Source organism: Streptomyces shenzhenensis, assembly GCF_021462265.1.
GTDB lineage: Bacteria > Actinomycetota > Actinomycetes > Streptomycetales > Streptomycetaceae > Streptomyces > Streptomyces shenzhenensis.
Genome location: NZ_JAJONF010000013.1, coordinates 183,733 through 206,667 on the forward strand (window position 1 = coordinate 183,733; position 22,935 = coordinate 206,667).

Sequence of the window (22,935 nt, forward strand, 5' to 3'; positions counted from 1 at the left end):
GGACGGACGCCGCACCCTTCCTCCCGTCCCGGCCGCCCCGAACGGGATCCCACCTGACGCCCCGCCGACCGGGCCTGCCCGCCGCGCGCCACCGAACACCTGGAGTTATCCGTGGCCGATACACGCATACCGAACCCCCGCCTCGACGCGCGCGGAGCCGACCGGGCCGCAGGGGTACTGCTCGGCGCCGCGGTGGGCGACGCGTTGGGCGTGCCGTACGAGTTCCAGGCGACCCTTCGGGACGACCAGCAGCCGCGGATGATCGGCGGCGGCCTGGGACCGTACAAGCCCGGTGAGTACTCCGACGACACCCAGATGCAGGTGTGCATCGCCGAGGTGGCGGCGACCGGGGCCGATCTGCGCGGCCCCGACGCCCTCGACGCGATCGCGGCCGGCTTCCGGCGCTGGCTCGCCGGGGGCGCCAGCGACGTCGGCAACCAGACCAAAGCCGTCCTGTCGGCCGCGGACCACGCGTCCGGGACCGCGGGCGCGGCGATGCTGGGAGCCGCCCGCGACTACGCCGCCCGCCACCCCCAGAGCGCGGGCAACGGCTCGCTGATGCGCACCGGCATCGTCGCGCTCGCCCATCTCGGGGACGCGGCCGCCATGGCCGAGGCGGCCGTCGCGGTCAGCGCGCTCACCCACCCGGACCCCGACTGCGCCGACGCCTGCGTGCTGTGGTGCTCGGGCATCCGCACCGCCGTGCTGGAGGGGACCTTCGACGGCGTACACGCCGGCCTGGACCTGCTGCCGGCTGACCGCCGAGCTCTCTGGGTGGAGCGGCTGGACGAGGCGGAGGCCCACCCCCCGCACCACTTCTCCCCCAACGGCTGGGTCGTCTCCGCGCTCCAGGCCGCCTGGTCGGCGATCACCCGCACCCCCGTCCCCGAACTGGCCCCCGCCGAGCAGAGCTTCCCCGCCCAGCACCTGAGTCTGGCCCTGGAGGCGGCGGTCCGGGCCGGGAACGACACCGACACCGTCGCGGCGATCGCCGGCGCCCTGCTCGGCGCGCGCTGGGGCTGCTCCGGCATCCCGCTGGAGTGGCAGCAGGCCGTGCACGGCTGGCCCGGTCTCACCGGCGTCGACCTGGTGCGCCTGGCGGTGCGCACCGCCCGGGGCGGGCAGGACGACGGCGATGGCTGGCCCTCGGCGGCCCGCGTCCCCGTCCCGGCCGGCGCGCACCGCGGCTTCGCCGTGCCCCACCCGCACGACCCCGGGGTGTTGCTGGGCAACCTCGCCCTGCTCCAAGGGGCCGAGCCGGTCGCCGTCGACGCGGTGGTGTCGCTGTGCCGCATGGGCGCGGCCCCGGTGCTGCCCGACGCCGACGCCGAGCACGTGCGCGTCTGGCTGGTGGACAACGACGGCGACAACGCCAACCTGCACTACGTGGTGGACCAGGCCGCCCGTGAGGTGCTGCGGCTGCGTGGCGCGGGCAAGCGGGTCCTGCTCCACTGCGCCGCCGGCCAGAGCCGTACCCCGGCCGTCGCCGCCGTGTACAGCCACCTTGCCACCGGCGCGGACGCCGGGACCGCGCTGAAGGAACTGCGTGAGGTGCTGGTGCACGGTTGGCAACTGTCGGCGCACGTCGAACTGCTGGAGGCCGTGCATGCGTTGGCCGGTCCGCCGGTCGACAGCCAGGCTTCGCTGTTCAGCTGGCCCGAAGAGGAGGACGGGGAGCAGGAGGCTTTGCCGGACGTTGCCCTTGAGCCGGAGGTACAGACCGAGTTCCTGAGGGAGAAGTGGGCGGCCTCGCGTGTCCGAGGACTGCTGCTCGGCCTGGCCGTGGGCGACACCCTCGGTGCGGCCCGGGGCAAGCTGCCCGCCGACGTCTCGTTGCGGGCCGGGGTGAGCACCCAGTTGGCCTGTTTCACGGCCGAGGGGACGATCCGCGCGTTCGTGCGGGGTGACCACAAGGGGATCTGCTCACCCTCGGGGGTGGTGTGGCACGCCTACCGCCGGTGGGCTGATCTGCAGGGCATAGAACTGCTGGATCACCCCGGGTCTGGGCAAGGGGGAGCGTGGCCGGACGGTTGGCTCGCTCAGGTGCCCATGCTGGCGCAGCGGCGGGGTTCGGCGCCCGCGACCGTCACCGCCCTGTCCGGAAGCGGGTCGGGCAGCCTGGGGAACCCCACCGCCAGCCGTGGCTGCCACGCCCTCACTCGTACCCTGCCTGTCGCCGTGGCCGTGGCCGGGCACGGCTCGGACTACTGGGTCGACGAAGCTCGCGCGATGGCCGCCCTCACCCACGGCGACCCCGCCGCGCAGTCCGCTGCCGCCCACGCGGTCGTGCTGGCCGCGCGCTGCCTGACCAGTGGGGCTCGACCGCAGGTGCGGCGTGCCTTGAGGGAGGGCATCCGCTTCCTTCGCGAGGTCATGACCGGCGCCGAACTGGAGCAGCTCACCAGGGCACTCGATCGTGCCGGCACTCATCCCGCCGACGCGAACTTCCTCGCCCACGTCGCGCCGGACGCCACCGCCCCCTCCGCTTTGCTGGGCGGTGTGTACGTCGCCGCGTCCTTCCCGGAGCGGGATCAGGTGACCGACGCGCTGCACTTCGCCGCCGGGGCGCCGGACGGCGACTCGGTCGCCTGCGTGGCCGGCGCGCTGCTCGGAGCGGCGCACGGCGCGGAGGCGCTGCCGGTCGATCTGGTGAGCCGGCACGAACTGGCCTGGGTGCTCGACACCTTGGCCCGCGACCTCATCGCCCAGATCACCGACTCGCCCAGCGGCAGCGAGTACACCGCCGGCTGGGACCCGCACTGGTGGGGCCGCTACCCCGGCTGGTGACCAGCGGCAGCAGCCCTGTCGGCGGCGCTCTGGTCGTCCGATGGCAGGAGAGCGGCGGCCGCGGTGCGCAGCAGGCGGACGAGTTCGGGTGTGTCGGCCGCGGGGTCGTGCGCGTACAGCAGGTTGCTGGCGAGCATGGCGCGTTCGGCGGTCGTGCCCTGCTGGAAGTCCGCCGAGTCGGCCAGCCCGGCCGCCCAGGCCGGAACGGCGGCCTTCCACTGCTCCCGCTGCCGCTCCAGGAGGAGTTCGGTCCGCCCGGCCCGCGCCTTGGTGAGGGCGCGCCGGATGTAGAGGGACTGCACGGGGCAGTCGGAGCCGAACATGCTGCGTGCGACCTCAGCGCCCCGGCGGTCCTGAGCTGAGGGCGTCTGACCCGCCAGGTACTGCTCGTCGTTGAGCAGGGCCTCGCGCAGTTCCTTTCCCCACCGCTTGAGGTGGGGAAAGGAGGACTGCTCTTCCCGCACGGCCCTGATGCTCTGCTCCCACCCCTTCAGCCAGCGGTCGAGTTCCTCCGCCCAGTCAGCCTGGACCCGGTAACGATGCACCTTGTCGCCAGAGCGGAACGCCGCGGTGAACCCGCTCAGTTCGTCATCGTGCCGCGCCGCTTCCGCCCGCGCACCCTTCAGACCGCGCAGACCGGGATGCTTCAGGTCGCGCGCTCCGTCAAGGCGCCTGGCCCAGCCGCCGTGATACCGCTCGATCACGACTTGGTCCGGCAGCTGCGCAGCGACCTCCTGAAAGAACGATTCGCGGTCGTCCCAGTCGACGATCGAGGTGCGAGCATCTTCCGGGACCGGCCCGCTTGAGCGGGATTCCGCGATGACGTCGACAGCGGGCCGGTCGCGGCCTGTGCGGACAGCCGCCGGATCGTCCAGCAGACCGTGCAGCCCCGCGAGCAGCAGTTCGAGCTTCTCCGCCACCGACCGCTGGTCCTCGAGCCATTCCAGGGCGCGATCGTTGCCCTGCACCTGGACACTGAAGCTGCCGTCCCTGCCGAGGAAGTCGGATCCCGGGGTGCATCCGTAGGCGGCGAGTTCTTCGGTGGCCGCCTTGATGACGCAGGCGTCCCGATCCCCCGGAGAACCGGCCACAGCGGTCACGGGCAGGGAGAAGGTCAGCGTGTCCACGTAGGTGGCGTTGCCCGGCAGCCCCAGATCGTCGTACAGCTCGATGGTGTACTCACCCGGGCCGACGCTGCCGATGTAGGCACTCACCCAGCCGTAGACGCGACAGCCGCCGTCGCCCTCGTCGTACCCGTCTGCGTCACCTTCGTCGTCCCCTTCGCCCACAGGACCCTCCACGGAGTCCGTCGCCCAGGCCTTCCATGCCTCATCCGGATCACCACCTGCGGCCTCCAGCCAGCCGTTGGGGTCAGCCAGACCGTGATGGACGGCAGCGGAGGCGAAGCCGACGGCGTCACGGGCACGGATACCGACGATGTCCGGGTCGATGCCCGCACGAACCAGGATGTCGGCGTCTTCGAGACCGCATCCCAACTGGATGAATTTCTCTCTGTCCGCGTCGTTCCCACCCATGCCCAGGCTCTCCCACTCTGCTGATGCCACCGATCTGCCCGGTCGCCGGACGACCGGGCAGCCCACTCCCCATGAGGCAGCCGTTGTCAAAGGCCATCAGTATGTGCTGTCGTGCGCTAAGTTCACAACGATTCACGCCCGGCCAACTGAAGAGGCCCAGGTGCTGGCCCGACTGAGCCGGGCCGGCATGCCCCTGGCGGACATCCGGCTGGTACTGGCCGGCTGGTCCAGCGAACGCGGACCTGGTGCGCGGGCTCCTCCAGGCATACCTGCGCCGCCTGAAACAGGGCCTGGCCGACGCCCGCGGTGAGTTCTCCACATTCCGAGCCGTCAGCGTGCTCAGGGCGGCGGACGACGGCACGGTGATCGTCTGCGCGGACGGTGACGACGGCCTGGACAACGTCGGCGTCAACCGCGAGTTCCTGCTGGACGCGCTCGCGGCCGCGGCCCGGGACGCCCTGGTCCTCGAACTGGGCGCCCCCACCGCACCGCTCGCGATCCGCCGCCCCGACGCAGAACGCGCCTTCTCGCTGCTGATGCCGGTGCGTCTGGAGGACTGAAGTCCGTCTTCAACAGAACATGAGCGCGGATATGATCAGAAAATGGAGATCGCTTCGCCCCGGCGTGTGAACCGGAAGTGGCCAGTGCTGGGCATGTGGGTGGCCATAGGCGCGGACGGCCAAGCGGTCGTGTCCCTGAAGAAGATCAAAGCAGGTGTGCCGGTCGAGGTGCCCCTGCCGGAGAACATGACGGCTCTGCGGCGGCTGGCCACCAACGCGCGCAGAGGAGTACGGGGGCCGGGCCTGAAGGTGCGGGTCACGGGCACTCGGCAGGCTCCCGAGGTCACCGTTCTGACGGCGAGCAACGCGGTCGGCATCCTGGTTGTCGGCGCCCTGGCCGAATCGTTCAAAGCACGCCTGTCCGATGACGCCGAACGAGCCCTGCTCCTGCTTCGCAGCCGTGAGGAGGAGCGCCGCCGCCAGGAGCACTCCTATCTCGGCCGTGTCGACGCGCAGCGAGCCGACGAGTTCGGATCTTCCACCGGCCTCCGCACTGTCTCAGGGGGACTTCCGACCCTTGGCCGCCGTCGCTGAACCGTCACCCCACAGGCTGCGACCGCCACGCCCTGGGCATCCTGGCGCACTCCGCCTCATGTACGATGATCAAGAGGGCAGTGCTCCTGAGCGCTCTCTCCTCTCAGACGAAGGCCCCCGGAGCCTTACCAACTCCAACGCAGGGGGCCTTCGTCGTTCCCAGGAATCGGCGGTGCTCGCCAGGGCGGCCGAGCCACCCGACGACTGCCTCGTCGCAGTGCGGTGTCGCGCTCGCCGTCGCCCGCCGGTGATGGTCCAGCTACTGGCCCGGGTCCGAAGTGGCCGCCCTGTATCCGGGTTCGGGCCGGCCCTCTTCAGGACCGACCCGTACGGACGGCGTCACCCGGCGTTCTTCTCCGCCCAGGTCGCGAGCCCGACCATGCCGCCCTGTTCCGCGGCCGCCAGCGCCTCGCGGGCGCGCTCTATCGCCTTGGCGAGTACGTCCAACTGGGCCGTGTCGAGCATCAGGATGACCGTTGAGTCCTCGAACGCGTCTTCATCCTCGTAGTGGGCGGTCATCACGGCCCGGTTGCCGAAGCTGGGATCGTTGAAGATGCTCAGCGCGACGGTGCCGCCGATCTGTGCGTCGACCGTGCCGAGATTGATGTTGAACATGACGTCCGGTTCTCCGTTCGATACGGGCGTGAACAGTCCCGCTCCAGTGCGTTCGGTCGCGCGGGGCGACATTGCGCGAACCGGCGGGCTCGCCGGGTGCGGGGCAGGGAAGAGGTGTGATGCGCCGGAAGTGCGTGGAGGTCTTTGGGGCCGGTACCCGCCCCGACGGCGTCAGCAGCTCTCGCCGAACTTGACGGCCTCGATCGTCACCGGCTGCCCGTCGAGCTTCGCCCCGGCCGCCGGATCGGTCGAGCAGACCGCCCAGTTCGACTCGACGAGCACCCAACGGTCCTGGCCCGACGCGTCGTTGACCGTGATGCTGGTGGAACCGTCGAGCGCCTGGCGGGCGACCTTGACGGACTTCCCCACGAAGTTCGGCATGGTGGAGCCGGCCTTCTCGGGTTCACCCTGGTCACCGCCCGCGGGGCAGGTCTCCTCCAGCTTGACCGTGCTGAAGTCGATCTTCGTGTCCGTCGCGCGTTTGCCGGGCTTCGGGGTCTGGGCGCAGACCTTCCAGTCCCGGTCGAGAATCTGGTTGCGCCCCCGGCCGAGCGCGTCGTGCGACGTCAGGTAGTAGAAGCCGGCGGCCTGCGCCTGGTCCTGGGCGCTCTGCAGTCCCTTGCCCACCATGTCCGGCAGCACGGCGGTGGCCTCGGTGGTGGCCGGGGATTCCTGGGCGTCCCCGGGTTCCCGGGTCCCCTCGCCGGTGGGGGTGGCCGACGCCTCGGGGGTGGGGGCGCTGGGCTTGGCGTCCGCGCCGGTGCCGGCGGTCGGGCCGCAGGCGGTGAGCACGGCGAGCGCCAGCGCGACGGTCGCGGAGGTGCGGGTGATGCGCATGGTTAACCCCAGGGATGTCTCAGGCGGGAGTGGACCGTTGTGCGTCGGCAGGTTCGGCCCGCCGTACCGACGACCGGGCCCGGCAGGACGCTCGGCCGACGGTCGGCCGGGGACCCCTCGATGGCAACCGGCCGGCCCAGTATGCAGTTCGTGCACTGAGTTCACAACTTCATGCTGGAAACCTGGCGCGCACGTCTGCCCGGCGGGCAGCGGGCGTCCAGGCTCTGAGCCGGGCTCAAGAACGGGCACCGGGGAGGGGGGAGAGCGCGATGAAGAAGAACACGCTGGAGTACGAGCACGCTCTGGACTCCGTGGTCGACATCATGTCGGCCACCACGCGGGCCGACTGCCCCGCCTGACCGTCGGCCGCGGCGGCGTTCGCCACGGAAGCCGGTCGGCGCGCGCGACGGCTACGCGTCCTTGTCGGGCGTGTCCCAGGCCGGTAGCGGCACGCCGTCGAGCGCAGTGTGCTGGACCACCGCACACCGCATCTCCCGGACGGCAGCGAAGAGGCGTCGCCCGACCGCTTCGATGTCCTTCGGAGGGAACGAGATCCGGATCTGGTGCGGGTGTGACATGTCGTAGGTGAGCAGCCAGTCCGTGTCCGCGGTGGCGAAGTGGTCCTGGCCCGAGTCACCGTCTTCCGAGCGCCAGTTGCCTCGGTCCACGGTCGGCGCCAGGGCCCGCCGGAGGATCGCCAGGCGCTGGTCGTGGGCGAGCGGGCTCTCGGCGAGCCGGAGGCAGCGGTGGATACGGGGCCGGAACGGGGTGAACCACGGAGCCAGATCCGGCTCCATGTCCGCGAGCAACCGGGAGGCGAGGCGTCCCCCGGTCCATGCCTCGACGAACCCCGCCGCGCCCATGGGGTGGGGCTCGTAGCGCCCCGCTCTGTCCCGCACCACGGTGGACCAGCTCGCGGCTTCGCCCTCGGTGAGCCAGCAGAGTTGGTCGCCGTCGATGGTGGCGCCCCAGATCAGCAACCCTCCCGGCGCCGGATGGAGAGGGTACGGGTACCGTCCCTGGTGTCTCCCGGGCGTGCCCGACGGCCCGCCCCTCTGCCATTCGACCCTGTCGTGCCCGCTCCTGCCGAACGGCCTCCGCAGGCGGACGTAGTCGCAGAACTCGCCCCGCCCGTACGTCTCCACCAGCCACTTGTAGTCGTCGGGCAGCCGCACGCCGAGCCCGGTCTCCGCGGCGGCCCAACTGCCGCGGGCGTCGACGGGAGCCGCCGGCGGCGGCACGAGCCGCACCAGGCCCGGATTACCCGTCACGGCACGTCGCGGCGTACGAGCGCCTTGGCGAAGGGCTCGCCGGTACGGCGGGCGTACGTCATCCGCTCGCGTACCTCCCTCACGGTGCGCGGGCGGTACCCGGGCCCGCCGCAACAGCTCTTGTGGAAGCGGACACCCGCGTGCAGCAGGACGGACAGTGCCCTCCAGGCCGCGGTGTCCCGGCGCGGCGGCGCGGCGAAGGCCGACCCCACATGAATCAGCGTCCCCGCACAGCGCGGACAGATCCGCTGCCGGTCCCTGTCGTACGGCTGCTTGTACGAGGCCCTGCACGGAAGGCAGACGTACGAGGTCTTGGCATGGCTCATGCCGCCAGGTTAGACGGCACCCGGGCCGGACTCGACGGGATTACGGGCCCAGGGCCTCTCGAACACCGGCATGCTCATGCGACCCGACGCAGCAAGCCCAGGCGGACGGCCTCGCTGCGAAGCACCATGGCAGATACGTGATCCCGCTCGTCGACCTGCTCAACCCACTCATCCATGCGCAAACGGTCGCAGGCACCTCTGACAACGACCTGTTGCGCTGACGGCGGGCGGCGCGCCGGGCCGCATTGGGCCGCCTTTGCGGAACGGTGATGCGTGAGCACGGCCTCGCCTTCCCCGAGATCCGGGTCGTACCCTGAGGCAGTAGCCGTGGCGGCTGAGGAGGTGACGGGTGACGGGTCCTTCGGCAGCGAAGATCCAGTCGATGTCTTGTGCGTCCGCGCCGAGTTCGTCGTCGGCCCGGCACCAGGTCCGGTAGTCGACCGGGCCGAGTTGGAAGCGCAGTCGGCGCCGACTGTCAGGCAGATGTACATCGACCACGTCACCAGGGCCGGTTCCGAGACCACGGGTCTTCACCCGGCCGCGCACCTTCCGTTCGGTGAACAGGCGTTCCATGCCGCGTTTGATGAAGAGGTGGTCGGCACTGGACTCACCGTTGTTCTCGCGGTGACAGACCGGAGCGGTCGAGTGGTGGGCGAAGTGACACACCTTCGTCGTATAGCGGCGATCACTCAGCTCGCCTCCGCAGCCGCCCAGTTGCAGACCGCATCAGTAGGTGTGGTCCTGGTGGGCCTTGCGCCATCTGTCCGATTCCCACGCGTCCATCGGCAGGATCACCGGGTGGTCGAGCATGAAACCTCGCAGGAAGACGTCCGAGGAAAATCACACAGCCGGGCCGGAGCGAAACAAGAGCCGTCAGTATCTTCTCATGTACTGAGTTCACAAGAGGAGTAGAGGATCACAAGATTCCATCGCCGGCTGTTCCGTCGTTGGGGCTGAGGCATAGGCTCACACCGGGCAATCAGGCGACCGAGGAGCAGTACATGCGGGACAGCGCTGCTGAGTGTCACCAGGCGTCGGCCGACGTGGAATCCATGCCGCCAGGGATCCCCGTTCCCAGCCGTGACGAGGTGCTCGGCCAGGCGATTCCTTTCGACCGGGCTCGTTGGCTGACTCGTCTGCCCAGCGTCGACTGGTGGCCGCCGGAACTCGACGACTGCCCGACGGTGGCCGGCCGACGGAGGGTCGACCGCAACACGGTGTTCGCTGTCGCCCGCCGCTCGGACACCGTCGAGGGCCGTCGGCACCTGCTGACCGCCGCCCTGGTCTGGGGCACGGGCACCAAGGCCCGGTCGGTCGCGCGTCGCGCGGACATCTTCGCGGCGGCCTCCGCCGAGGACATCGACGCACGCCTGCAAGCCGCGCTGGGCACGCTGCGGGAAGAGGGCCCCGTCGCGGCGTACTACGCCTTCAACAACGACCAGCGGATCAAATACCTGGGCCCGGCATTCTTCACGAAGGTGCTCTACTTCGCCGCTCATGAGCCGGGCGCGGCGGCATGGCGGCCGCTGATCCTGGACCGTTTCGTCGCACTGGCTCTGCGGGCCGAGGACACCGGCGAGAAGTGGCGCACGAGCGGATGGACAACACCCTGCTACGGCCGGTACCTGTCCTTCGCCTACGAGCGAGCCCAGCGAGCGGGCGTCCTCCCGGACCAGATCGAGGCCGCGTTGTTCGCCCATGGCAAGCAACTGGCGTAGCCCTCAAGGTGCCTGCGGGGCGATCAACAGGACTTGGCCGTCACTGACATCAACTCCACCATGATTCCGTTCAGTTCGGCCTGTAGCTCGGCCGCGCTCGTCCTGAGCGCCTGCGCCTCCCGCGGCGAGCGGTTGACAGGAATCACCGCGCCAGGGGCGGTGAGGGTCAGCCACGCGCGGGCGACGCGCATCGTCCGGCGTGTCTGATTGCTCGCCATGAACGCCTTACCGAGGACGGACATCCTCCCCTCGATGCGGGCGACCGACTCGCGGACCTGCCGTCTTTCCTCGGCAGTGGAGTCCTGGGCCTTCGTCCGGTCCTGTTTGGTCTTTTGCTGTTGGACGCGTCTGATCGACGCGCCCACCTCCCTCCACTGCTGCGCGGTCAGTGTGCGCGCCGGACTGGTGACGGGCGGTCGGCTCGACACGGGGCGAGGCGGCTTCGCGTACAGCGCGATGGCCCGTTCCCTCTCCTGATTCGCCCAGGCGCGCAGGGCCGGTGAATCGGCGGACAGGGCCTCGGCACCCCGCACTCCGAGCTTCTCCAGAACAGCGGGCAGGCAGGACAAGAGGCCGTCATCGTCGCGAAGCAGCACCGACAGTACTGCCTTGGTGTCCCACAGAGGGCTGTCGACCTCGACGAGGAAGTCGATGCGCTCGGAAGCGGACATGCTGGTGAGCGGCTCACCGAGTTGCGCGGCGAGGGCGGACCAGCGCTGTGTGCGCCCTCTCGGTGCGGCAGCCCGCTCGCCCGACGCTGCTGGTCCGCCGCCGGGGGCTGTGCCCTCGCGGCCGCGACGGTCGGCTGCTGAACCGTCTGCCGCGCCCGAGGGGCCGTGACCGGCTTCGCCTCAGGGGTTTCGGGGAGTACCCGGGCCAGGCCCGTGCGGGCGGCCTGGTGTGCGTCGAGTCGCACGAAGTGGTCCAGGTGGACGGCCCATCCGCCGGCGCCTTCACGAACCAGTAGACGTGCGCGGTCGACTGCTCGGTAGACGTACTGCGCCGGAGGCAGTGCGCTGTCGCCCGGCAGGGACAACACCGCTCGTACGATGGGGCTGCCGAGAGGCTTGACGTCCGCCATGACGAGGCGGCGCCCCTCGGCGGCGAACTGCGAGTCGCCGGGGACGGGAGCTTCCGGGTCCAGGGCGAAGACCATGGAGACAACCACGGGAAACGCGAACGGCTCCGGACGCCGGGCCGGCCCGCGCATGGCCTCCGCGGACGGTGTCAGCAGGCCGGCCTCCCCGATCCGGCACTCCTCCAGGGGGCTCCAGCGGACGGACCGTTCGTCGAAGGTCCGGGTGCCGATGAACACGCGGCGCTCACCGCCCACGGTCTCCAGACGGAACCGCAGGCTGTAGCCGTTGCGGGCGAGGAGTTCCTCGGTGAGCGGGCCGTCCGTGCCGAAGAGCCAGTCAACCTCGTCGACGCCGCCGCTGAGGGCGAGGTTCGCCGTGCGCCAGCTTCGGTAGTCGAGGCGCGCGAGTTGGAAGCGGAGCCTGCGGCGGGCGGCGGGCAGGTGCAGGTCCACCGCGCCGCCGGGTCCCGAGCCGAGGTCATGGGTCCGCACATCGCCCCGCTGCCCCTGCTTGCCCAGCAGGTCGCGCAGGCCCCGCTTGATGAACAGGTGGTCGGCGCTGGACTCGCCGGTGGCAGCACGGCCGCAGGTGCGGCCACCGGCCACATGGGCGAAGTGACATACTTTGTCGTGGTAGAGCCGGTCCATCAACTTGCCGCCGCAGCCGCCGAGTTCATAGCCACACCAGTACGTGTAGCGGGGGTGGCGCCTGCGCCAGGCTTCCAGCTCCGCGGCTCCCATGGGGAGGATCACCGGATGGTCGGAGCTGCTGCTGCCGATCACGGCTGTCTGCACGAGACGGTGGTCGAGCACGGGACCTCACAGGAAACGCCCGGAAGTGTCCGCCCAACCGGGCACGGGCGACGCGAACCAGCACAGTATCTGCTCCGTGCGCTAAGTTCACAAGAGCCATCTCGCTGAGGTCGTTGTCGCCTGCTGCCTCGCTACGGCAACCCGGATGAGGAGGGGAGTGCCACTTCGCCCCACACGGTCTTCGTGTAGGCGTCCCTGCTTTCCCAGCCCCAGCGTTCGGCGTACGACTCCACCAGCAGCAGTCCCCGTCCCGATGGGGCGTCGAGCGAGTGCGAGGCGCGGGGAGTGGGCTCGGGGAGGCGCTCCGGGCGGGTGTCGGTCACCTCGATGCGGAACAGGTACGGCACGAGGAGCAGCGCGAGCCGGAAGTCGCGGCCGGGGAGGCTGCCGTGGCGGATGGCGTTGGCCGCGAGTTCGGCCGTGACGAGGGCGACGGTTCGGGCGGGGTCGGAGCTGTGCGGGAGGCCGGTCCACTCGGTGAACTGCTGGACGGCGAGCCGACGGGCGAGGCAGGCGCCTCGTCTGGTGCTGCTGAAGCGCAGGGCCAGGTGGAGGGCGGGCGAGTGCGGGGGCTTCGGCTCGTCGGTGAGGTGTGGGTGTGTCACGGGGGCAGCGTGACGGGTTCAGGAGTGGCTTGACCAGGTACGACGGCCGTACTGCTGGCTCGCTGTACGGAGGAGACGGCTGATCCTGGAGCCGGCCGTACGGCCAGTTGTACGGGCGTTACGGGATCAGGGGGTCGGACACGGATGCGGTGCGGGGCCTCAGGTCCGGTCGGCTTCATGGCTACCACCGGATCAGGGCGGGCATGGCTGTGTGGTCGGGGCCTTCCGTCATGCCCCCGGTGAGCGGCCTCTTGCACGTTCGGCCGGGCACACCGCCGCGGCCGGGCCGTCACACCTCGACGCGCAGCCAGGTGTCGCCGGTGCGGAGCCAGAGGGTGCCGTCGCGGCCTTGACCGCAGCGCAACACGACCCGGCCGGGTACGTCGAGGGTGCGGCGCTCGGTCACCGCCCAGGTCGTCCCGTCGAACTCGGCGCGGGTGAGGTCGACGGTCCGCTTGTTGTGATGGCGGCGGGTCAGTACCGCCCGGCCGCCGCGGACCGCGAAGCCGTCCGGGTCGCGTACGGGGCTGCGGTGGCTGGTGACTTCGCCGGTGGACGGGGTGATCCGGGTCAGGTGGGTGCCGGACCGGCTGCCGGAGTACCAGACCAGCCACACCCGGTCGTCCTCGGTCGCGGCCGTGCAGCCCTCCAGCGGGTGGTCGGGCAACCGGCCGCCAGGGTGCCAGGTCGCGCGGCCCTCGGCGTCCCAGCCCGCGAGGCCGGCCGCGGACTCCGGGTGGCCGCCGTAGATGCCCTCGTCCCCGTAGGCGGTCCAGATCCCTCCGCGGCGGTCGGTCACCAGGGCGGGTATGTCGTCGCCGACGCAGAACTCACCCTCGGGCGTCCCCGAGGCGGAGTACACCACGGCATTGGGCTCCCAGGCGCCTTCGGTACCGCCCCGCCGCGTACGGCCGCTCACCAGCAGGAACCGCGAGTCCGGGAGCAGGGCCAGGTGGCTGGGCCAGATCCGGACGTCCTCGACGAGGGTACGCCGCTCCCCCTGCCTCGTGACGGTGACCAGCTCGCCGGTGAACGGGTCCTTCGGCCGCCACCCGACCCACCCTTTGACGTAGGGGCTGCGCTCCAGGTACCGCCGGTGGACCAGCATGACCGCCAGCTCCCCGGCCGGTCCGACCGTCCACCACAGGGCCTTCTGCCCCCGCGAGGCATCCGCGGCGGGCAGGCTCCACGCCTCCTGCACGGCGGCATCGGCGTGGTCGCTCATCGCGTGACGTGACATCGGGAACGGTCACCTCGGGGACTCCGGGGGCCGACGCCGCCCGAAGATCCCCACCTTACCGATGGTGAGTCCGGTGTCGTACGGGTTTCTGTACGGCCGTTGTACGGGCCCCGAGGCGTGTCCCGGTCCTCGCAGCCCGCGTTGGACATGGCCCCGGGGTGGTGGGGGCGGGTGGTTGTGCTTCGGGACGAAAGGGCGTGAGGGCGGTGCGGGAGACGCGAGAAGCGCGGGAGCCGCGGAACGGTCGTACGGTGCGGACGAAGGACGAGGGGCGCGACCTGCCGGGGGCGTGGTCGGCGTACGGCAGGCTGCTCCAGCACCTGCGCAAGCGGGCCGGGATGAGCCAGCAGGAACTCGGGGAGGCCATCGGCTACTCGCAGGAGCAGGTCGCCTCGGTCGAGCAGGGGCGGCGGCCGGCGAAGGCGGCGTTCACGAGGGCGGCGGACCGGGTACTGGAGGCGCGGGGTGTGCTGGAAGTCCTCCAGGACGAGGTGGACAGGGCGAAGCTGCCGCGCTTCTTCCGCAACTTCGCGCTGATCGAGGCGGAGGTGGTCAGCCGCTTCTCCTACGACCCGCTGCTGGTACCGGGGTTGTTGCAGACGGAGGGGTATGCGCGGGCTCTGTTCGCGGGTCACTGTCCCCCGCTGAGCGAGGAGATCATCGACCAGCACACGGAGGCCCGGCTGAGCCGACAGAAGTTGTTGACGCGGGTGCCGCTCGCGGAGTTGTCGTTCATCATCGGTGAAGAGGCTCTGCGGAATCCGGTGGGCGACGCGGAGGTCATGCGCGGGCAGTGGCAACACCTGCTGGAGCTGGGTGCGTTGCGCAATGTGGAGGTGCAGGTCATGCCTGCCGTCTCCGGGTTTCACTCCGGCCTGAACGGGCCGTTCGTGCTGCTGGAGAGCAAGGAGCACCAACACCTCGGATACATCGAGTCCCAGGAAGTCGGGTGCGTTGTGCAGGACCCGGCGGAGGCCAGCGCCTTCGGGTTGCGGTATGGCAAGCTGCGATCGCAGGCTTTGAACGGCGTGGAGTCTGCGCGGCTCATCGAACGGCTGGCGGGAGAGACGTGAACATGGAGCAGGTGACCGAGGACATGGACGGGCTGCACTGGTTCAAGAGCAGCTACAGCGGGTCGGGGGGTGGCGACTGCGTGGAGGTGGCCGCCAGCCTGAACGCCGTGTATGTACGGGACTCCAAGGCGGCGGGTGTTGGGCCTGTACTCCGGATTGACCAAGACCAGTGGGCGGCTTTCGTGGCGCTCGCGGTGAGGTAGGACGTAAGAAAGACGGGCTCGCTCAGGTCACCAGGGGTGACCTGAGCGAGCCCATTGTCATGCCGACGGTTCAGAAGAGGGCACCCTCGGCGCCTTCACCGAAATCCGCACCACCTCGGGCGGCCAGCTGTTCCTTGCGCTTCCGAACAGCCTCCGGGGAGGGCGGGGGCAGGTCGGGGTGCTTCTCCCTTGCCTTCTTCTCCGTCACTCCCTTGTGCAGGCCGCGGTGAACCTCATCGGCATACGCCTGGTGGTTCAACTGGCGCAGCCGGTCGATGATCTCGGTCCGGGCGAGCAGGCCGATCGTGTAGCGCGGCCCCTGCTCGGTGCTGTGGAAGCCGTGTTGCAACGGAAACGTCTCGTGAGTCGGGTCGACAGGCGGTGTCTGCCCCGACTCGTTCAGCAGATCGTGCCATCCGTACGCCTCCACGGTCGCCTTGTCGATCTCCTCGTGGATGGCCCGGAGCTCAACGACCTCGGGGTCCTGACAGGCGGAGTCGTGGAACAAGTTGTAAGTAGAGGTGAGGCCTACGTTCCGGGCCTTCATGAGGTCGTCGCGGTAAGTGTACAGGCGGGTTCCGGCGGCACGGAGTCGGTTGGTCAGCGGGGGACGGACCAGGGTTTCGAAGACGTCGGTGGGGGTGTAGCGGAGGTCACCCTTCATGGTCGACGCGCGGTCGATGGCCCACCAGTAGTGCGGGGCGCTGCTGAGGATGGCAAGGAGGGCGGGGTCGTCGGAGGCGAAGACGACAAGCTGTTCACTGAAGACCTGTCCAGTGGGGACCAGCACCGGCATGACCACCTTACTTACTCGCGCCACGACCAAGCAGTGATCCAGATCCTCAATCGCCGCATACATTCCCGGCGCGCGTTCGGCAAATTGCCACCAACGGTCACGTCGAGCTGCCCGATTGTTGAGAGCACGCTCCGGCTTGACCTCCCGCAAGACCTTGCCGTAAGCCTTGGGGTATTTCATGGCCACCTCTTCAGCCCATCCTTTAAAGAAAATAATCCATCGCCCAGGAGGCCGCCCCGTCTTCTGATTGAGATCTTGTCCGTTCAAGTAAGGGAAAAGAACTTCGCCATATATCGCGTTCTCAGCAATCCACTTCCTTGCCTCCGTCACAGGCAAGGTAAACCCGAGACTGTCAGCCTTGCTCCCATTGAAGGAAAGATCAGCGTTGCACTTAAGACGCTCCCCCCATGAGGACATTCTCGTCGACGCACCGAGTGACGAAGAAATACCGCGCGCAACAGCAGAGCCGTCCAAGAGGATCAAAGAAGAATCCGCCGATATCTGATTGGTAGTCCAGACGGCGCAATATTCCAACGCCGCAGACCTCGACGGCCACCTCTCGCTCTTGATCGCCCGCCGAATTTGCACTCCGCGCTCGATCAACTGATCGAGCCCTACTTCGCGAGTATCGCCTTGCGCTAGGGTATTGGTAGCAATCAACCCACTCTGCCCCTGCGAATTCAACAAATAATTTACCCGCAGAGTGAAATACGCCACGAGGTCGGCGTTGCCGCGCGTACCGTGCGCAGAATAGTCAACCAGGCACTCTCGGTACGCCTCCCCAAAAGCACCTGTGATTTTACTGCCTCCCAGAAAAGGAGGGTTCCCCACGATTGCATCGAACCCACCCCGTTGCGTAAACACCTCCGGAAACACCAGCGGCCAATGCACCGGCCGCCTCTCCAGCGCCCCCTCCGGCAGCTCAGCCCCCAGCCACTCCTCCGCCCGAGCCCGCGCCTGACGCACCACCTCGGAGTCGTCCTCGACCCCGTCCTCCATGATCCGCTGGACGGTCCACGCCGCCTGCGGGAACAGGTCCCGGACCCGCTCGCCGCCGTCCTCCGCGTACCAAGGCACCCGTCCCGAAGCACAAGTGGCCAGCGCCGCGCCCGCGATCAGGTCACCCACCAGTCGCAGCCGCCGCGAGTGCCGGTTGACCTCTTCCAGCCGCTCCCGCTTCCTCTTCAGCGCCGGCAGGTCGACGCCCTTGATGGCGGTGATCGCCAGGCGCTCGCGCGTGAGCTGGTCCACCAACTGCCGGGCCTGCTCTGCCAGGATGTCGGTCTGCTGCTTCGGCTTCATGTGGACGCCCTGGATCTGCTCCATGCAGTGCACGCCGAGCAGCGAGTCGCCGCACACGAGTCGGTCGTCCAGGAACGTGAACGGGCGCCCCGGGTCCATCGACACCAGCCACAGCGACAGCTTGGCCATCTCCACGGCCATGGGGTTGATGTCCACGCCGTACAGGCAGTGCTCGATGATCTGGCGGCGGGCCTCGATGACCACCGGGTCCTGTTCCGCGTCGGCCGCCGTCACGGCCTCCACGGCTCGCCCGGCGCGGTAGGCCATCGCGTCGGTGCGGCCCTCGTTCTCCCATGCCTCTATCAGGCGGTCGCCCAGGTAGCGGCAGGCCGCCACCAGGAACGCCGCCGAACCCATCGCTATGTCTGCGACCTTGAGGTCCAGGATCTGCTCGGAGGACTTCAGCCGCCACTCCCCCGTGTCCGCCGTCTGGAGCGGGCCCGGCTCGTACACCAGGGGCTCCAGCGCGTGCAGCACGACCTCCTCCGCGAGGAAGCGGGGGGTGTAGTGCGTGCCGGTGTTCTTCCGGAAGGAGGACTCGGTGACGTACAAGGCGCCGTTCGGGATGACCGTCGGCAGGCCGCGCAGGTCGTCGCGGAGGATGCCGGCGAACGGCAGCAGCCGCTCTGTCAGGCCGGCGTGGCTCTTGGTCACCGCGTTCAGGCGGCGACGCGTCTCCGCCGCAGCCTCGGCCGCCACCGGGGCGAGCTTCTTCTCCAACTGGCCCGCCGTCGCGGGCGGCTTCGGGTCCTTCCACTTCTCGTGGATGGCCTTCGCCAGCGCCTTCAGCGAACCGCCGGACTTCGCCGCCAGGGACTCCAGCTCCCGCAGCGGCACCTCGTGTTCCAGGCCCTCGGGGCCGATCAGCCCCACCATGTGTTCGGTCGCGCGGCGGCCGTCGAACGAAAGCAGGCCCTCGTAGACGTAGCCGATCTGCTCGACGTCCAGCGCGCGGAAGCTGAGCGTGCGGACCTCGCGGTCCTTGCCCTTGCCGACGCGGACCTCCTGCACGGCCTGGAGCATGTGCAGGACCGTGCGGTCGTCTATCGGGAGGAGCGGGGTGGTGCGCTCCAGCCAGGGGTAGGCGTCGGGGTCGAAGATCGAGCCGTCGTAGGCCGGGAGGTGGAGGCCGGAGCCGGGGTGGTCCACTCCCCCGTGCACGGCGTGGAACAGGGCTATCAGGCGGTGCCAGGCCGACCTGGTGTGCTCCAGCGACGCCTCGCCCTCCTCGTCGGCGCGGGCCTTCAGCTCGTCGCGGAGGAAGCGGGCGGAGTACGACCGGGCGTACACCTCGTTGTCCGCCGGGAGCAGGCCGCGTTCCTCGGCGAAGAGCAGGAACACGATGCGCATCATCACGGCGACCGAGGCACGGTACACCTCGCCGGCGCTGACACCCGTGGCGTGCAGGCCGGGGGCGCCGTCCTCCATCGCGCGTACGTCCGCGCGGCCGATCGCGTCCACGAGCAGCTCCACCGCCTGGCGGACCTGGACGCCGAGTGCCTCGGTGACGTCCTCGCCCGCCGCGAGGCTGGCCTTGAGCAGGCCCACCAGGGTCTCGGGCTCGTCGTACTCGAAGAAGCGGCGGCGGCGCAGCAGCGAGACGAAGGCGCGGACGACGTTGCGTTCGGCGGCCTCGTTCCAGCCGATCGCGTCGAAGACGGCCGTGGTCGTCACGCCGCCGAGCGGTGCCCACACCAGGCACCACCAGCGGCCGTCGGTGACCAGGCCGAGCGGCACGCCGTGGTGGCGGAGCAGGCGGGCGAGGCGGTCGGCCGGGGCCGCGGCCCAGTCGCCGCCACCGCCGGCCCGCGCGGTGGGCGCGGTGCCGGCCGGGACCGTCATGCCGAGCAGCCGGACCCGCTTGGCGGCGGCCTCGGTGCTGGGCTCGGTGGCGAGGTCGGTGCCCGGGTCGGCGAGGGCGAAGTCGGGGCGGACCTCGGTGTTGTGCTCGGCGACGCGGAGGGTGAGACGGTCGAGGCCGTGGTGCTCGGACTGGCCCACGCGGAGCGTCAGGGCGTCGTTCCAGCCGAGGAGGCGGCTCAGGATGTACGCCACCCACTCGTCGCGGCCCGCGGTGGTGTCGGTCTGCCAGTCGGCGTGGCGTGCGCGCAGCCGGGCCCGTTCGTCCTTCTCCAGCGCGTCGAGCTGGGGCCAGGCGCGCAGCAGGACGGGCATGGTGAGGAAGGGGCCGGAGACCTCGGTGAGGTCCAGCCACTCCTGGTGCTGGCGGCGGCCGTCGGCGGCCTGGGCCTTGGCTGCGGCTATGCCGGAGCTCGCAGGGCGGGGGCTCATCGGCGGGCCTCCTTTGCGGGAACGACGAAGACGACGGCGGCGGGGAAGAGGTGGGAGCGGGGCTCGCGGTAGCGGGCGGCGATGGCGGCGAGTTCGCGCTCGCGCTCGGCCGGGATGCCTTCGAGGCGTTCCCGCCAGCGGCGGCGGTCGTCCTCGAACTGGCGGCGCTCGTGGCCGGTCAGTTCGTGGGTGGACAGCAGGGCGAGCTGTTCGCCGTCGCCGTCGCCCTCCTCCTTGAGCTTGGCGCGCAGTGTGGCCTCGAAGCGGTCGAGGGTGGCGGTGATACGGCGCTCCTCCTCGGCCCGGCGGTCGGCGAGCCGACTCTCCAACTGGCGGCCGAGTTCGGCGGCGCGGGCCTCCAGGGAGCGGTAGAGCGGGTCGCGGAGCACCGGCCAGGCCTCGGTGAGTTCCCTGCGCAGGTGCGGGGCTGCCTCGGTGCCCTCGGTGAGCGCCTGGGAGAGGGCCCGGCCCTGCTCGTTCACCGACTCCCAGCGGCGGAAGCGGCCGGTGTCGCCGAACCAGCCGCCCGCGTACAGGACTTCCTCGTGCAGGCGGGTGCCGTCGGTGCCGACGAGCACGTAGCGGGCGTAGGCGGAGACCAGGGTGGTCGTCACCGCCGGGTCGTCGGTCACCACGGCGGTGACGCGGCTGAGGCCGACCGAGTCGGCGTTCCAGACGGCGGCGGTGAGCAGGCGCGTGGACAGGGCGACGAGGGGGTGCTTGAGGTGGGCGAGGACCACGTCGTCGCCGGCCTGCGCGGCCACCGCGGGGGAGAACGTGAGCGGGCGCTGCTCGCCTTCGCGGAGTTTGTGGGCGAGGCCGCGGGTGGCGCGCTCCCAGCTTCCGGAGAGGGGCTGCACCTCGAAGAGGTCGCCGGGCTCGAAGTGTTCGGCGCGGGAGTCGGAGGGCAGGAGCGGCGGCTGGTGGTCGAGGGCGAGGGCGGTGTCCACGACGCGCTTGACGTTGGCCGGGGTCAGGCCGAGGGCGGTCACGGTGCCCTCGTACTGGTCGGCGAGCCGCTTGGTCTGGGCGGTGACGTTCTGCTCGGGCGCGACCTCGCCGCCGGTGCGGCGGCCCTTGATGGGCTTGGGGCGCGCGTTCTCGATGTCGACGGGGGCGGTGTCGCCGGTCATGCGGCGCTGTACGGCGTCGGCGAGGACGGCGTTGACGGAGCCGAGGTCGTGCTCCATGCGCGCGACCTTCTTGGCGACGCGGGAGAGGAATTCGAGGTCGGCCTCGTAGGAGCCGGCCTGGGCCTGCTGCCAGCCGGAGCCGATGAAGTGGGTGATCTCCGGGTCCTGCTGCTGGCCCCAGCGGTCGATGCGGCCGATGCGCTGTTCGAGCTTGTTGGGGTTGAAGGGTATGTCGTAGTTGATCAGGCGGTGGCAGTGGTTCTGGAGGTCGATGCCCTCGCCGGCGGCGTCGGTGGCGAGCAGGATGCGCACCTTGCCCTCCTCGCGGGAGGGGTCGGCCTGGAAGCCGAGGCGGATGCGCTCGCGCTCCTCGGCGGACAGGCCGCCGTGGAGGCGTTCGACGCAGCCGCCGTCGGTCAGTTCCTCCTGCTGGAGGAGGTCGTGGAGCCATTCCTGGGTGTCGCGGTACTCGGTGAAGACGACGACCCGTTCGTTCGTCCAGTGCTTGCCGTCGGGCGTCCGGCATATCGCCTTGAGCGCGCGGATGAAGGCCTCCGCCTTCGAGTCGGGGGCGGCCTCGTGGGTGAGGGCCCAGCGCTCCATCTCCCGCAGCAGGTCCAGTTCCCGGCCGTCCTCGGCGGGCGTGAGCGAGGTGGAGCGGGTCAGGGCGTCGTCCTCGGCGTCGACGAGGCCGGTGTCGTCCAGGTCGGCGACGAGGTCGGCGAACTCCTCCAGCCACTCGGGGACGTCGGCGGCGGCCGCGCGTCCCTTCGCCGGGCCGGTGTCCTCCAGGTGGGAGAGGTAGACCCGGACGGTGTGCAGGAAGGCGGCCGGGGAGGAGAACAGGCGCTTCTTCAGCAGCAGGGTCACCAGGTCGGCGGCGCGGCGCCCGCCCCGGGCCTTCGGGGTGAGCTTCCTGCGGCGCTGCTCGGCGAACTCCCCCAGCAGGCCGTGGATCTCGTGTTCCTGCGGCGTGTAGTCGACGGGGAGTTCACGGGTGCGGCGGGTGCGGAAGCGAGGTGTGCCGTCGGCGTTGGTGACGGTCGACTTCAGGCGTCGTACGACGGTGTCCTTCAGGGCTTCCTTGTCGGGGTCGACGCCGCGGGCGAACCGCTGGTCGTCGATGAGTTCGAGCAGGGCCGTGTAGGACTCGGGGTAGCCGTTGTGCGGGGTGGCGGAGAGGAAGAGGCGGTGCTCGAAGTGCGGGACGAGGCGCCGGATCAGCTTGGTCTGCTGGGAGTCGACGGCGTACACCTGCTTGGGCGCGGCGGGCGCGACGTGGTGGGCCTCGTCGAGGACGAGCAGGTCGAAGAACCGCTTGTGCTCGCCGTCGGGGCTCTCCTCGGGGGCGCCGATGACCTCGTCGAGGAGGCGCTGGGCCTTCTGGCCGCGCAGCCAGGGCAGGGAGACGATGGTGAGGGGGTGGACGCGGAAGGGGTTCGCGGCCGTGCCGTGGGTGCGGCGCAGGCGGGCGCAGTGCTCGGAGTCGACGATGGTGAACTCCAGGCCGAACTTCTCGGCCATCTCGTCACGCCATTTGAGGGTCAGGCCCGCCGGGCAGACCACCATGGCGCGGCGGGCCCGGCCGCGCAGCAGGAGTTCCTGGACGACGAGTCCGGCCTCGATGGTCTTGCCGAGGCCGACGTCGTCGGCGAGGAGGAGGTTGACGCGGGGGGCGCCGACGGCGCGGGAGACCGGCTCCAACTGGTACGGCTCGACGGCGACACCGGAACGGAACGGCGCCTGGAGGGTCCTGGCGTCGGCGGAGGCGACGGCGGACCAGCGGACGGCGTCGAGGAACGCGGCGAGGCGGTTCGGGGAGTCGTAGGAGTCGGTGGAGGCGTCGGGGAGGGAGCCGGCGGGCAGCACCCGGCGGCCGGGCTCCACCTCCCAGATGACCGAGAGGGTGTCGCCGAAGCGGCCGTCGGCGACGGACTGGAGGTGGACCAGGGTCGCGCCCCGGCGGGCGTCGTCGCCGTCGCCGGCTCGCGGGGAGGGCTCGACCCGGGCCACCACCCACGACTGTCCGCGGACTTCGACGAGGTTCCCTTCCTCGGGGAGCTGTTCGGCCCCCGTCCGCTCGGTCGCACGCTGAACTGCCGACGTCATGAGCGCTGTTCCCCTCAGTGTCTCCTGCGCCGTCCGTAGACCGTGACCTGTCTCCCCACCGGAACGGCGCGACGGAGCGTAACACGATCTGTCAACTGTGAACAGAGC

Annotated in this window: 16 protein-coding genes and 1 pseudogene; 7 read left to right on the forward strand and 10 right to left on the reverse strand. The window is 70.3% G+C overall.

Annotated elements, in window-relative coordinates; translation table 11 throughout:
• Nucleotides 1–111: 111 nt before the first annotated feature.
• On the forward strand, nt 112–2,787 hold the full coding sequence (locus LQ326_RS19220) for an ADP-ribosylglycohydrolase family protein (RefSeq protein ID WP_234538360.1): 2,676 nt from the start codon (nt 112–114) through the stop codon (nt 2,785–2,787).
• Here the strand turns inward: LQ326_RS19220 and LQ326_RS19225 are convergent.
• Nucleotides 2,772–4,322: a hypothetical protein gene (locus LQ326_RS19225; RefSeq protein ID WP_234538361.1), complete on the reverse strand. Its 1,551-nt coding sequence runs from the start codon at nt 4,320–4,322 to the stop codon at nt 2,772–2,774. The genes LQ326_RS19220 and LQ326_RS19225 overlap by 16 nt on opposite strands.
• Nucleotides 4,323–4,651: 329 nt before the next feature.
• Here LQ326_RS19225 and LQ326_RS49145 point away from each other — a divergent pair.
• Both LQ326_RS49145 and LQ326_RS19235 read left to right on the forward strand, forming a co-directional pair.
• Nucleotides 4,652–4,882 (forward strand): annotated as a pseudogene (locus LQ326_RS49145) (DNA polymerase III subunit beta); the annotation flags it as partial.
• Nucleotides 4,883–4,924: 42 nt separating this feature from the next.
• Nucleotides 4,925–5,416 carry a hypothetical protein gene (locus LQ326_RS19235; protein WP_234538362.1) on the forward strand — a complete coding sequence of 164 codons (492 nt, stop codon included), beginning with the start codon at nt 4,925–4,927 and terminating at the stop codon, nt 5,414–5,416.
• A 339-nt stretch (nt 5,417–5,755) separates the two neighbouring features.
• Here the strand turns inward: LQ326_RS19235 and LQ326_RS19240 are convergent, their stop codons facing one another.
• The 4 genes from LQ326_RS19240 to LQ326_RS19255 all read right to left on the reverse strand — a co-directional run bounded on the left by LQ326_RS19240 (nt 5,756) and on the right by LQ326_RS19255 (nt 8,465).
• A complete protein-coding gene (locus LQ326_RS19240) occupies nt 5,756–6,031 on the reverse strand; it encodes a hypothetical protein (RefSeq protein WP_234538364.1) in 276 nt (91 codons plus the stop codon).
• 171 nt (nt 6,032–6,202) lie between these two features.
• The gene (locus tag LQ326_RS19245; protein WP_234538366.1) at nt 6,203–6,868 is read right to left on the reverse strand and encodes a PASTA domain-containing protein; all 666 of its coding nucleotides are present in this window, start codon (nt 6,866–6,868) and stop codon (nt 6,203–6,205) included.
• Nucleotides 6,869–7,278: 410 nt separating this feature from the next.
• Nucleotides 7,279–8,139 (reverse strand): SMI1/KNR4 family protein, encoded by an 861-nt coding sequence (locus LQ326_RS19250; RefSeq protein WP_234538368.1) that lies wholly within the window; start codon nt 8,137–8,139, stop codon nt 7,279–7,281.
• Complete coding sequence (locus LQ326_RS19255; protein ID WP_234538370.1) at nt 8,136–8,465, reverse strand: deoxyxylulose-5-phosphate synthase; 330 nt, start codon at nt 8,463–8,465, stop codon at nt 8,136–8,138. Before LQ326_RS19255 ends, LQ326_RS19250 begins: the two co-directional genes overlap by 4 nt.
• Before the next feature lie 327 nt (nt 8,466–8,792).
• On the opposite strand from LQ326_RS19255, the gene LQ326_RS19260 reads away from it, so the two are divergent.
• Together LQ326_RS19260 and LQ326_RS19265 are read left to right on the forward strand one after the other, a co-directional pair.
• Complete coding sequence (locus LQ326_RS19260) at nt 8,793–9,377, forward strand: hypothetical protein (RefSeq protein ID WP_234538372.1); 585 nt, start codon at nt 8,793–8,795, stop codon at nt 9,375–9,377.
• A gap of 89 nt (nt 9,378–9,466) precedes the next feature.
• Nucleotides 9,467–10,183, forward strand: coding sequence for an 8-oxoguanine DNA glycosylase OGG fold protein (locus LQ326_RS19265; RefSeq protein ID WP_234538374.1), 717 nt, complete (start codon nt 9,467–9,469; stop codon nt 10,181–10,183).
• A 23-nt stretch (nt 10,184–10,206) separates the two neighbouring features.
• Here the strand turns inward: LQ326_RS19265 and LQ326_RS19270 are convergent, their stop codons facing one another.
• The 3 genes from LQ326_RS19270 to LQ326_RS19280 form a co-directional block, all read right to left on the reverse strand.
• Nucleotides 10,207–10,854, reverse strand: coding sequence for a hypothetical protein (locus LQ326_RS19270; RefSeq protein WP_234538376.1), 648 nt, complete (start codon nt 10,852–10,854; stop codon nt 10,207–10,209).
• A gap of 1,351 nt (nt 10,855–12,205) precedes the next feature.
• On the reverse strand, nt 12,206–12,679 hold the full coding sequence (locus LQ326_RS19275) for an ATP-binding protein (protein WP_234538378.1): 474 nt from the start codon (nt 12,677–12,679) through the stop codon (nt 12,206–12,208).
• A 289-nt stretch (nt 12,680–12,968) separates the two neighbouring features.
• Nucleotides 12,969–13,919 carry a hypothetical protein gene (locus LQ326_RS19280; protein WP_234538380.1) on the reverse strand — a complete coding sequence of 317 codons (951 nt, stop codon included), beginning with the start codon at nt 13,917–13,919 and terminating at the stop codon, nt 12,969–12,971.
• A gap of 251 nt (nt 13,920–14,170) precedes the next feature.
• On the opposite strand from LQ326_RS19280, the gene LQ326_RS19285 reads away from it, so the two are divergent.
• Together LQ326_RS19285 and LQ326_RS19290 are read left to right on the forward strand one after the other, a co-directional pair.
• Nucleotides 14,171–14,992: a helix-turn-helix domain-containing protein gene (locus LQ326_RS19285; protein WP_234538381.1), complete on the forward strand. Its 822-nt coding sequence runs from the start codon at nt 14,171–14,173 to the stop codon at nt 14,990–14,992.
• 2 nt (nt 14,993–14,994) lie between these two features.
• A complete protein-coding gene (locus LQ326_RS19290; protein ID WP_234538402.1) occupies nt 14,995–15,195 on the forward strand; it encodes a DUF397 domain-containing protein in 201 nt (66 codons plus the stop codon).
• 70 nt (nt 15,196–15,265) lie between these two features.
• Here the strand turns inward: LQ326_RS19290 and LQ326_RS19295 are convergent, their stop codons facing one another.
• Nucleotides 15,266–19,585, reverse strand: coding sequence for an Eco57I restriction-modification methylase domain-containing protein (locus tag LQ326_RS19295; RefSeq protein WP_372496892.1), 4,320 nt, complete (start codon nt 19,583–19,585; stop codon nt 15,266–15,268).
• The gene (gene drmD, locus LQ326_RS19300; protein ID WP_234538383.1) at nt 19,582–22,827 is read right to left on the reverse strand and encodes a DISARM system SNF2-like helicase DrmD; all 3,246 of its coding nucleotides are present in this window, start codon (nt 22,825–22,827) and stop codon (nt 19,582–19,584) included. The genes LQ326_RS19295 and drmD overlap by 4 nt, the downstream gene beginning before the upstream one ends.
• Nucleotides 22,828–22,935: the final 108 nt, after the last annotated feature.